Origin of the sequence: Pseudoduganella sp. UC29_71 (assembly GCF_042693265.1) — a bacterium.
Taxonomy (GTDB): Bacteria; Pseudomonadota; Gammaproteobacteria; order Burkholderiales; family Burkholderiaceae_D; genus Rugamonas.
Genome location: NZ_CP170549.1, coordinates 6,568,267 through 6,579,969 on the forward strand (window position 1 = coordinate 6,568,267; position 11,703 = coordinate 6,579,969).

Here is an 11,703-nt window from a genome sequence, read left to right on the forward strand (position 1 = left end):
GTTGTTTTTGAGGTCACGACAGGGCGAAAAAAGTGTGGCGTAAGCCTCACAAACGCGCAATTGTGCACAGTAGAAATACCTTTACACTGGATTCACCTTATTGCTAGGATTTAATGTACCGTCTCACTTCTGTCTCCTAAACGCTGGTTTTCAAACGAGTTCCCTTATGCATTCAACCACAGGTGTTGCCATATGAACCTGGATCTCGGTACCCTGTTCGGCGGCGGCAATCCGCCGTTGATTGGCGTGGACATCAGCACTTCCAGCGTGCGGCTGGTGGAACTGTCGCAGGCGGGCAAGGAAGGCTGGCGGCTGGAGCGCTACGCCGCCGAACCGCTGCCGCGCGGCGCCGTGGTGGACGGCAATATAGAGAACATGGAGCAGGTGGTCGATGCGCTGCGCCGCGTGTGGAAGAAAAGCGGCACGCGCGCCAAGCTGGCCGCGCTCGGCATGCCGCCCGCGTCCGTCATCACCAAGAAGATCGTACTGCCGGCCGGCATGGCCGAAGACCAGCTGGAAGTGCAGGTGGAGTCCGAAGCCAGCCAGTACATCCCGTTCGCGCTGGACGAGGTCAGCCTGGACTTCGACGTGATCGGCCCGGCCCCCAATTCCCCCGACGACATCGAAGTGATGCTGGCCGCCTCGCGCCGCGAGAAAGTGGAAGACCGCGTGGCGATAGCCGAAGCGTCCGGCCTGAAGGCCACCGTGATGGACGTGGAATCCTATGCCGCGCGCGCCGCGCTGGACCGCATCCTGGTGCAGCTGCCGGAAGGCGGCGCCGGCCAGATCGTGGCGCTGTTCCAGATCGGCGCCCAGGTCACGCATATCTCGGTGCTGCTCGACGGCGCCACCATTTACGAGCGCGAGCAGCCTTTCGGCGGCAATACGCTGACCCAGGAAATCGTGCGCCACTACGGCATGTCCTTCGACGAGGCTGAAACGCGCAAGAAGTCCGGCGAACTGCCGGACAATTACACCGCCGAGATCCTCACGCCCTTCCTGGAAAGCGCCGCGCTGGAAGTCACGCGCGCCATCCAGTTCTTCTATACGTCCACGCCCTACACGCGGGTCGACCAGCTGTTCCTGGCCGGCGGCTGCGCGCTGATTCCCGGCCTGCTGGACATCGTGGCCGCGCGCAGCAAGATTTCCAGCGCCGTCATTTCGCCGTTCAAGGGCATGCAGCTGGGACCGGGCGTGCGTGAGCAAGCCTTGCGCGCCGAGGCGCCGGCCTACCTGGTTGCCTGCGGCCTGGCCATGCGGAGGTTTGGCTGATGATCCATATCAATCTGCTGCCGCACCGCGAGGCCAGGCGCAAGCAAAAGAAGTCGGCGTTCTACGCGCTGCTGGTGCTGGGCGCGCTGATCGGCGCGGCCGTCGTGCTGGCGGTGGGCGGCTACAACGCGCGCGCCATCTCCATCCAGGAACAGCGCAACAAGGTGCTCAAGGATGCCATCGTGGTGCTGGACAAGAAGATCGCCGAGATCGCCACGCTGAAGCAGGAAATCCAGGCGCTGAAGGCGCGCCAGCAGGCCGTGGAAGACTTGCAGGGCGACCGCAACCAGCCGGTCTACCTGCTGGACGAACTGGTCAAGCAGACCCCGCCGGGCGTGTACCTGAAATCCTTCAGGCAGGACGGCCAGAAGGTCACGCTGCTGGGCTATGCGCAGTCGCAGGAGCGCGTCTCCGAGCTGCTGCGCAACGTGGCCGGCGTGTCGCCGTGGCTGGAGAAGCCGGACCTGATCGAAGTCAAGTCCACCGGCCTGGGCCAAGGCAAGACCGCCAAGAAAGTGGTGGAATTCAACATGATCGTCAGCATCAAGCGGCCGCGCGACAAGGACAAGCCGGCCGACGGCAAACCGGACGGCAAGGCCGCCCCCAAGCCCGACGCCGTTGCAACGGCTGCGGCCAACCACTGAGGCGCACATGGCGATAGATCTGAAAGAAGCAGGCGCCGCGCTGGCGGACCAGTTCCGCGGGCTGAACGGCCGCCATCCCGGCCAGTGGCCGCTGGCGCCGCGCCTGCTGTGCGCGGTGGGCGTGGTGGTGGCGGTGTCGGTGCTGGGCTACTTTGCCTACTGGAGCAGCCAGTTCGAAACCCAGGATGCGCTGGCGGCCGAAGAGCAGAAGCTGCGCAACGAATACACGGTCAAGACCAGCCAGGCGGTCAACCTGGACGCGCTGCGCGCCCAGAAGCAGCAGGTGGACCAGTACGTGGAGCGGCTGCAGAAGCAGCTGCCGAGCAAGGCTGAAATGGCCGCGCTGCTGTCGGATATCAACCAGGCCGGCCTGGGGCGCGGCCTGCAGTTCGAGCTGTTCAAGCCGGGCCAGGTGGTGGTGCGGGATTACTACGCCGAACTGCCGATCGACATCAAGGTGTCCGGCAACTACCACGACATCGGCGCCTTCGCCAGCGACATGGCCAACCTGCCGCGCATCGTCACGCTGAACAATATGGGCCTGACGGCCGGCAAGGACGGCAACCTGACCCTGGACGCGGTGGCCAAGACGTTCCGCTACCTCGATCCCGACGAAGTGGCGGCGCAACGCAAGGCCGCCGCCGACAAGAAAAAGGCGGCCAAAAAATGAGCAAGCGCCATCTCATCGCCACCCTGGCGGCCCTGCTGGCGCTGGCCGGCTGCGGCGACAGCGACGTGCAGGAAGTGCGCACCTGGATGAAGCAGGTGGACAGCTCGGCCCATGTGGCGGTCACGCCCATCAGCCCGCCCAAGACGTTCATTCCCTTTGCCTACGCTTCGCAGGAGGAAATCGACCCCTTCAGCGCCAACAAGCTGCTGGCCGAGTTGGCGCGGTTGGACCGCAAGCCGGGCGGCGGCCTGAAACCGGACATGGACCGCCGCAAGGAGTTCCTGGAAACCTTCCCGCTCGACACCGTCAAGATGGTGGGCACGATGGAAAAGGCCAGGGTGATGTATGCCCTGCTGCAAGTGGATAAATCGGTGTACCAGGTGCGCGCCGGCCAGCACGTGGGCCAGAACTTCGGCCTGATCACCGGCATCACCGAGGACGCCGTCAGCGTCAAGGAAATCGTCCAGGACGCCACCGGCGACTGGGTCGAGCGCATGTCTAAGCTGGAACTGCAGGAAAGCAAGGAGAGCCAAAAATGAACCGCCTGAATATTTCCGCGTTCCGACAGGCGCTCGGCGCCGCCGCGTTCCTGCCGCTGCTGGCGCTGTGCTGCGCCGTGCTGGCGCCGGGCCGCGCCCACGCCCAGCCGGGCAACGCCATCGAGTCCATCACCAGCAACCAGCAGGGCGCCAACGTGATCGTCAAGATCGCGCTGAAGAACGCGCCGGAAAAACTGCCGATCGGCTTCGCCATCACCAACCCGCCGCGCATCGCGCTGGACTTCGGCGCCACCGTCAACGCCACCGGCAAGACCACCCAGGAGATCAACCAGGGCGAGCTGCGCAGCGTGAACGTGGTACAGGCCGGCGAACGCTCGCGCCTGGTGTTCAACCTGAAGCGCAGCCTGAACTACGCCACCGCCATCGACGGCAATGCCGTCATCCTCACCATCGACGGTTCCGGCGGCGTGGCCACGGCGGTGGATGCCAAGGGCCTGCCGGTGAAGCCGGCGCAGGCGGCCCAGGGCGCGGCGGCACCGGCCGGCAAGCAGCAGTTGCGCGACCTGGACTTCCGGCGCGGCGCCAACGGCGAAGGCCGCGTGGTGGTGGACCTCCCGAACAGCCAGGTGGCGGTCGACGTGCGTCCCACCGCCGCCGGCGTGGTGGTGGACTTCCTCAAGACCGGCATGCCCGAATCGCTGCGCCGCCGCCTGGACGTGACCGACTTCGGCACCCCCGTGTCGCAGATCACCACCGTGCCGCAGGGCGACAATGTGCGCATGACCATCGAGGCCAAGGGCCTGTGGGAACAGAGCGTATACCAGAGCGACACCCAGCTGGTGGTGGACGTCAAGCCGATCAAGGAAGACCCGAACAAGCTGACCCAGGGCACCCAGGGCTACCGCGGCGAAAAGCTGTCGTTCAACTTCCAGAACGTGGAAGTGCGCGCGGCGCTGCAGGCCATTGCCGACATCTCGGGCCTGAACATCATCACCAGCGACAGCGTGGCCGGCAACCTGACCCTGCGCCTGAAGGAAGTGCCGTGGGACCAGGCGCTGGACGTGGTGCTGCAGGCCAAGGGCCTGGACATGCGCAAGAACGGCTCGGTGCTGTGGATCGCGCCCAAGGAAGAATTGCTGACCAAGGAAAAGCTGGAGCTGGAGCAGCGCGCGCAGATCGCCGACCTGGAACCGCTGAAGTCGGAAATCTTCCAGCTCAACTACCAGAAGGCTGAATCGTTCAAGACCGTGTTCGGCCTGGACGGCGGCGCCGATTCCAAGAACCGCGTGCTGTCGCGCCGCGGCAGCGCCATCATCGAGCCACGCACCAACCAGCTGTTCGTCACCGACATCGCCTCCAAGCTGGAGGACATCCGCAAGCTGATCGCCAAGACCGACATCGCCTCCAAGCAGGTGCTGATCGAGGCCCGCATCGTCGAGGCCAGCGACTCCTTCACGCGCAACCTGGGCGCCAAGCTGGGCTTTGCCGACCTGCGCACCATCCGCGGCGGCGACTCGGGCTACCAGCTGGGCGGCGGCAATACCCGCATCGGCATCGGCGGCAACCTGACCGGCGTCGGCCAGACCACCGGCCAGGTCGGCGTGGGCAGCACGGCCGACGCGTTCAACAATTCGCAGTTCGTCAACCTGCCGGCCGCGCCCATCAACGGCGCCGCCGCCGGCAGCCTGGCCATCAGCCTGTTCTCCTCGGCCGCCAACCGCTTCCTGAACCTGGAACTGTCGGCGCTGGAGGCGGACGGCACCGGCAAGATCGTGTCCAGCCCGCGCGTGGTGACGGCCGACAAGGCGGTGGCCATCATCGAGCAGGGCCTGGAGCTGCCTTACCAGGTGGCCACCAGCAGCGGCGCCACTTCCATCGTGTTCCGCAAGGCCAACCTGCGGCTGGAAGTGACGCCGCAGATCACGCCGGACGGCAACGTGGTGATCGACGTGGACGTGAACAAGGACAGCGTGGGCCAGGAGACCCGGGCCGGCTTCGCCATCGACACCAAGCACGTGAAAACCCAGGTCATGGTGGACAACGGCGGCACCGTGGTGCTGGGCGGCATCTACCAGCAGATCGAGCGCAACACCGTGAGCAAGGTGCCGCTGCTGGGCGACGTGCCGGTGCTGGGCTATCTGTTCCGCAGCGACACGCGCACCAACGACAAGACGGAGTTGCTGGTCTTTATCACGCCGAAGATAGTCGCAGAACGCCTTTCGGCCCGATAATGTTGCCATTGAGATTATTTATGATTACAACGGAAAACAGCATGATGAAAAAAATGAAGCAATGGCTGGCCCTGGCGCTGGTATCGGGCCTGCTGGCCGCCTGTGGCGGCGGCGGCGGCAACCCCGGCAGTACGGGCGGGGGCGGCGGTGGCGGTACCACCAATCCCGTGGTCCAGGCGCCCACCATTTCCGTAACCCTGGTCAATAGCGCCGGCACGGCCAGCAATACGCTGAGCAGCGTGGCGCCGCTGACCGCGCGCGCCACCGTCAAGGACAAGGACGGCAAAGTGGTGCCGAACGCGCTGGTCACCTTCGCCTCCAACGCCGCGCCGGGCGGCACGCCGCTGGTGGTGTTCTCGCCATCGGCCGGCACCACCCTGACCGACGCCAACGGCGTGGCCACCGTCACCATGCGCCCGGCCAGCCTGGTCGTCAGCGGCGCCGGCACCGTCACCGCCTCCAGCACCGTGGGCGGCACCGCAGTGTCGGCGGACGCCAACTACAGCGTGGGCGCCACCTCGATCACGCTGAGCAGCCTGCGCCTGTCGCCGGCTTCCATCGGCGCCTACGGCTCGTCGGTCATCTCGGTTGACGTGCTGAGCGGCACCGCCAAGTACACCGAGCAGCAAATGACGGTCAACTTCACGTCGGCCTGCGCCACCGCCGGCAAGGCCACGCTGGCAGCCACCGCGCCCACCAGCAACGGCACCGCGCAAGTGGTGTTCCGCGACCAGGGCTGCGGCAACAACGACGTCATCACCGCCACGCTGAACAGCGGCGCGGCCACCCCGGCCACCGCCAGCGCCACGCTGACCGTGGCCAGCCCGTCGGCCGCCTCGGTGCAGTTCGTCGGCGCCACCCCGGTCAGCCAGTCCATCGTCATCAAGGGCGAAGGCGGCTTCGGCCGTACCGAAACGGCCACCCTGACGTTCAAGGTGGTGGACATCTTCGGCAAGCCGCTGGCTGCCCAGCAGGTCAACTTCAGCAAGGCCGCCGGCGTGGATGTGACCATCAACAAGGCCAGCGACAGCACCGATGCGAACGGCGAAGTGATCACCACCGTCAATTCGGGCAGCACGCCGACTTCGTTCCGCATCACCGCCACCCTGGCGGCCAACCCCACCGTGTCCACCATTTCGGACTCCATCGTGGTCACCACCGGCAAGCCGGTGCAGCAAGCCTTCTCGCTGAGCGTGGGCAGCCCGAACGTGGAAGGCTGGACCTTCGACAGCGGCCCGGTCACCCCGGCCACGACGGTCAGCATCCTGGTCGCCGACCAGGCCGGCAACCCGGTGCCGGACGGCCTGCCGGTGGTATTCCAGAGCAACCTGGCGTCGATCGGCTCGTCCAGCAAGGGCGCCTGCAACACCGTCAACGGCGGCTGCTCGGTGGACTTCCGCACCCAGAACCCGCGCACCGCGTCGCCCAACTTCCCGGTCACGCCGTGCAACACCGGCAGCAGCGCCGCCGTCAGCCCGGACAGCACCCGCACCGGCCTGGCCACCATCTGCGCCAGCACCACCGACGGCGTCAACACCCTGTTCGCCAAGACCGGCATCTTCCTGAGCGGCAGCTTCGCCGACAACGTGTGGTTCTCCGACACCGCCAGCCCGACCCCGGTCCGCCTGAACGGCGGCGAGTTCGACCTGGGCACCGTGGGCGCCAACGATTCGCGCGTGTTCACCCTGCAGCTGAACGACATCAACAACAACCCGATGCCGGCCGGCACCCGGGTGGACATTTCCAACCCGGTCAATGCGGCCGCCACCGGCGTGTCGCCGGCTGCGGTGCTGAACGTGTTCGCCGGCACCGGCATCGACAGCAACACCATCCGCGTGGGTTCCTCGCACGTGGTCACCGTGGGCAGCGTGCAGCCAAAACCTTGCCTGACGCCATTAAATGCAACTTTCAACGTCACTATCACCACGCCGCGCAACAATGTAACCAGTTATCCGTTTAAACTGCGGTTCAGCTGCCCGTAAGGAGGCGGCTGCGGCGCCGGCCCAGGCCGGCGCCGCTTAACTGAAAATTGGATCACTAGTGGCTGATACTAACGGCAGTAATATTTTTCTGGTCGGACTGATGGGGGCGGGAAAGACCACCATAGGCCGCATCCTTGCCCGCAAGCTGGGTCTGACCTTTGTTGACTCGGACCACGAGATCGAGGCCCGGACCGGCGCCTCCATCCCGTGGATCTTCGAAATCGAGGGCGAGCAGAGCTTCCGCCGCCGCGAAGCCGAGGTAATCCGTGAACTGACCGCCCAGCAAGGCCTGGTGCTGGCCACCGGCGGCGGCGCCATCCTCAATCCCGACAGCCGCGCCCTGCTGCGCGAGCGCGGCACCGTGATTTACCTGCGCGCAAGCATCAACAGCATCCTGGCCCGCACCGCCCACGACAAGAACCGCCCCCTGCTGCAGACGGCCGACCCGCGCAAGAAGCTGGAAGAACTGATGACCCAGCGCGAGCCGCTGTACGAGGAAATGGCCCACATCATCGTCGATACCGGCCGACCTAACGTACAATCGATGGTTCACTCAATTCTGAACCAGCTGGACGCGCTGGCTTGCCAGGCTGCGCCCAACTGTGTCACCACGGCACAACCATCGATGAACGAACAAACCACCATCCTCCTGAACGTCGAGCTGGGCGAGCGCAGCTACCCCATTTCCATCGGACCGTCGCTGCTGGCCGACGGCGCGCTGCTGGCGCGCCACGTCGCCGGCAGCAAGGTCGCCATCGTCACCAACACCACCGTCGCGCCGCTCTACCTGGACACGGTGCGCAGCGCGCTGCAGGCGCACGGCAAGCAGGTCATCGAGATCATCCTGCCGGACGGTGAAGAGTACAAGACCTGGGACAGCCTGATGACGGTGTTCGACACCCTGCTGGCTGCCAAGGCGGATCGCAAGACCACCCTGCTGGCGCTGGGCGGCGGCGTGATCGGCGACCTGACCGGCTACGCGGCCGCCAGCTATATGCGCGGCGTGGACTTTATCCAAGTGCCGACCACCTTGCTGAGCCAGGTCGATTCCTCGGTCGGCGGCAAGACCGGCATCAACCACCCGCTCGGCAAGAACATGATAGGCGCGTTCTACCAGCCGCGCGTGGTCATCGCCGACACCTCCACCCTGGAAACCTTGCCGGACCGCGAACTGTCGGCCGGCCTGGCCGAGGTGATCAAGCATGGCGCCATCATCGACGCCGAGTTTTTCGACTGGATTGAAGCGAACATCGGCCTGCTGGTGGCGCGCGACAAGGGCGCGCTGGCCTACGCCATCGCCCGCTCGTGCGAAATCAAGGCCGACGTGGTGCGCCAGGATGAGCGCGAGGGCGGCCTGCGCGCCATCCTCAATTTCGGCCACACCTTCGGCCACGCCATCGAAAACGGCCTGGGCTACGGCAACTGGCTGCACGGCGAAGCCGTCGGCTGCGGCATGGTGATGGCGGCCGACCTGTCGCGCCGCATGGGCCTGGTGGACGAGGCAACCGTCGCGCGCGTGCGCAAGCTGGTGGCCGCCGCCGGCCTGCCCACCGTGGCGCCGGACCTGGGCACGGCGCGCTGGCTGGAGCTGATGGAGGTGGACAAGAAGAACGAAGGCGGCGCCATCAAGTTCATCCTGCTGAAGCCGCTCGGCAGCCCCAGCATCACCAACGCGCCGCAGGAGCTGCTGCTGGAAACCCTGGCCGCCTGCGTCCAGACGCAATGATGAGCAGCGAAGCCCACCTCGCCCCGTACGCCGTGCATTCGGACCAGGGCGTGGGGCGCCGCTACCCGGAAACCCCGCACGCCTCGCGCAGCCAGTACCAGCGCGACCGCGACCGCATCATCCATTCGACGGCTTTCCGCCGCCTGGAGTACAAGACCCAGGTCTTCCTCAACCACGAGGGCGACCTGTTCCGCACCCGCCTGACGCACAGCCTGGAAGTGGCGCAAGTGGGCCGCTCGCTGGCGCGCAACCTGCGCCTGAACGAGGACCTGGTGGAGGCCGTGGCGCTGGCGCACGACCTGGGCCACACGCCCTTCGGCCACGTGGGCCAGGACGTGCTCAACGAATGCATGCAGGAGCATGGCGGCTTCGAGCACAACCTGCAAAGCCTGCGCGTGGTCGATACGCTGGAAGAACAGTACGGCGCCTTCGACGGCCTGAACCTGATGTTCGAAACGCGCGAAGGCATACTCAAGCACTGCTCGCTGGCCAATGCCAAATTGCTGGGGCCGGTGGCGCAGCGCTTCATCGACCGCACCCAGCCGTCGCTGGAGGCGCAGCTGACCAACCTGGCCGACGAGATCGCCTACAACAGCCACGACATCGACGACGGCCTGCGTTCCGGGCTGATCACGATAGAGCAGCTGGAGCAGGTCGATTTCTTCGCCCGCCTGTGGCATGACGTGCAGCGCGTGCATCCCGGCCTGAGCGGGCGGCGCGCCATCTACGAGACCCTGCGCCGCCTGATCACCGCGCTGGCCGACGATTTGCTGGCCACCTCCGGCCAGCTGCTGCTGGACGCGGCGCCGAAGAACCTGGACGACGTGCGCCACGCGCCGCCGCTGATACGCTTCTCGGACCAGATGCGCAAGGATGCCACCGAGCTCAAGCGCTTCCTGCGCGCCAATCTGTACCGGCATTACAAGGTCAACCGCATGCGCGTGAAAGCCAGCCGCATCCTGCGCGACTTGTTCCAGGCCTTCATGGCCGACCCGGTGCTGCTGCCGCCCGACTACGTGGACGCCTCCGGCGACGCCACCGCGCAGGCGCGCAAGATCGCCGACTACATCGCCGGCATGACCGACCGCTACGCCATCCGCGAACACCGCCGCCTGTTCTCGCTCGAGGAACTGTAGCGCCGTTGACGCGTCTCAAGCACCGCGCGCGGCTCGCTTGATGTCGGCTCCCGCGCGGCGCATCATGACGGGATGGAGGTGCGCCATGGACGACGAGACCAAGGAGCGGTTCACTGATGTCGATCGCCGCCTCGGCGAGATCGAACTCCGGCTGCGTTCGCTGGAAATCGATGTCGCGGTGATACGCTCCAGCTACGCCACCAAGGCAGACCTGGAGGCGCTGGCAAAGCGCCTGATCAAATGGTTTGTCGGCACTGCAACTGCCATGTCGCTGGTGACGTTCAGTGCCACGCTGACGGTTGCCAAATTACTCAACTAGAACATGCGCGCCTGCGCGGCGGCGCTGTCGCCCAGCAGTTCCAGCAGCAGCTTCTTGATGGGGGCGGGCAGGGCGGCGTCGGCCACGCGGGCCGCGTCCAGCCAGACGTGGCGGCCATCGGCGGCGAACGGGGCGCGGCGCGCCAGCGTCACCAGCAGCGGCGCGATGTGCAGCTTGTAGTGCGTGAACACATGCGTCACCGTCATCAGCCGCTCGTGCGACTCCATCTCCCCGAACACATTGACCGCAGCCAGCAGCGCCGCTTCGTCGGCCGGCGGAATGTCGTCGTCCTCGGCCAGGGTGTGGCCGTCCAGCTCGGGCAGCGACAGCAGGCCGCCCCAGATGCCGGTGGACGGCCGCTGTTCCAGCAGCACCTGGCCCTGGTCGATAATCACCAGCATGGTGGCGTGCTTTTCAGGCGAGGCCTTCTTCGGCTTGCGCACCGGCAGGTCTTTCACGCGGCCGGTGGCGTAGGCCACGCAGCGCGGCTGCATCGGGCAGCGGCCGCAGTCCGGGCTGCTGCGCGTGCACAAGGTGGCGCCCATGTCCATCAGGCCCTGCGTGTAGGCTTCGATGCCCTGTTCCGGCAGCAGCGCCTCGGCGCGCAGCCACATCGCTTGCTCCACCTTCTTCTCGCCCGGATACGCGTCGATGCCGAACACGCGCGCGAACACGCGCTTGACGTTGCCGTCCATGATGGCCGCGCGCGCGCCGCTGGAGAAGGCCGCGATGGCGGCCGCCGTCGAGCGCCCGATGCCGGGCAGCCCGGCCAGCAGCGCCGGGTCGGAAGGGAATACGCCGCCGTATTCGGCCAGCACGCGCTGCGCGCACTTGTGCAGGTTGCGCGCGCGGGTGTAGTAGCCCAGGCCGCTCCACTGCGCCATCACGTCCTCCACCGGCGCCTCGGCCAGCGAACGCAGGGTAGGGAAGCGCTCCAGGAAGCGCGCGTAGTAGCCCAGCACGGCGGACACCTGGGTCTGCTGCAGCATGATTTCGGACAGCCACACCAGGTAGGCGTCGCGTGTGTTCTGCCACGGCAGCGTGTGGCGGCCGTGCTGCTGCTGCCAGGCGATCAGGTCGGCGGAAAAAGTCGGATCGGTATAGTCCGCCGCGCCTTCGGGCGCCAGCGGATGGGTCAAGCGTTTCATTCGGTTCCTTGTGTTGCGGCGAATTACGACAATGCGCGGACAATGCGCGAGCGGGTAGGGCAGGTAGGGCGGGTT

The 11,703-nt window shown here is 66.3% G+C and carries 10 protein-coding genes; 9 read left to right on the forward strand and 1 reads right to left on the reverse strand.

Annotation, left to right across the window (positions count from 1 at the left end; all coding sequences use genetic code 11):
- Positions 1-192: 192 nt before the first annotated feature.
- From ACFJI2_RS29355 to ACFJI2_RS29395, 9 genes are all read left to right on the forward strand, one after another.
- Positions 193-1,272, forward strand: coding sequence for a pilus assembly protein PilM (locus ACFJI2_RS29355; protein ID WP_377702978.1), 1,080 nt, complete (start codon positions 193-195; stop codon positions 1,270-1,272).
- Entirely contained in the window at positions 1,272-1,916 is a 645-nt protein-coding gene (locus ACFJI2_RS29360; protein ID WP_377702979.1) for a PilN domain-containing protein, read from the forward strand. Before ACFJI2_RS29355 ends, ACFJI2_RS29360 begins: the two co-directional genes overlap by 1 nt.
- A gap of 7 nt (positions 1,917-1,923) precedes the next feature.
- Positions 1,924-2,586: a type 4a pilus biogenesis protein PilO gene (locus tag ACFJI2_RS29365; protein ID WP_107869989.1), complete on the forward strand. Its 663-nt coding sequence runs from the start codon at positions 1,924-1,926 to the stop codon at positions 2,584-2,586.
- The gene (locus tag ACFJI2_RS29370; protein ID WP_377702980.1) at positions 2,583-3,125 is read left to right on the forward strand and encodes a pilus assembly protein PilP; all 543 of its coding nucleotides are present in this window, start codon (positions 2,583-2,585) and stop codon (positions 3,123-3,125) included. The genes ACFJI2_RS29365 and ACFJI2_RS29370 overlap by 4 nt, the downstream gene beginning before the upstream one ends.
- The gene (pilQ, locus tag ACFJI2_RS29375; protein ID WP_377702981.1) at positions 3,122-5,317 is read left to right on the forward strand and encodes a type IV pilus secretin PilQ; all 2,196 of its coding nucleotides are present in this window, start codon (positions 3,122-3,124) and stop codon (positions 5,315-5,317) included. The genes ACFJI2_RS29370 and pilQ overlap by 4 nt, the downstream gene beginning before the upstream one ends.
- Positions 5,318-5,358: 41 nt before the next feature.
- Positions 5,359-7,299: a hypothetical protein gene (locus ACFJI2_RS29380; protein ID WP_377702982.1), complete on the forward strand. Its 1,941-nt coding sequence runs from the start codon at positions 5,359-5,361 to the stop codon at positions 7,297-7,299.
- A gap of 58 nt (positions 7,300-7,357) precedes the next feature.
- Positions 7,358-9,025 carry a bifunctional shikimate kinase/3-dehydroquinate synthase AroKB gene (gene aroKB, locus ACFJI2_RS29385; protein WP_377702983.1) on the forward strand — a complete coding sequence of 556 codons (1,668 nt, stop codon included), beginning with the start codon at positions 7,358-7,360 and terminating at the stop codon, positions 9,023-9,025.
- Entirely contained in the window at positions 9,025-10,161 is a 1,137-nt protein-coding gene (locus ACFJI2_RS29390) for a deoxyguanosinetriphosphate triphosphohydrolase (RefSeq protein WP_377705926.1), read from the forward strand. The genes aroKB and ACFJI2_RS29390 overlap by 1 nt, the downstream gene beginning before the upstream one ends.
- A gap of 85 nt (positions 10,162-10,246) precedes the next feature.
- The gene (locus ACFJI2_RS29395) at positions 10,247-10,480 is read left to right on the forward strand and encodes a hypothetical protein (protein ID WP_377702984.1); all 234 of its coding nucleotides are present in this window, start codon (positions 10,247-10,249) and stop codon (positions 10,478-10,480) included.
- Here ACFJI2_RS29395 and mutY read toward each other — a convergent pair.
- Positions 10,477-11,628, reverse strand: coding sequence for an A/G-specific adenine glycosylase (gene mutY, locus ACFJI2_RS29400; protein WP_377702985.1), 1,152 nt, complete (start codon positions 11,626-11,628; stop codon positions 10,477-10,479). The two genes, ACFJI2_RS29395 and mutY, sit on opposite strands and share 4 nt — an antisense overlap.
- Positions 11,629-11,703 lie beyond the last annotated feature (75 nt).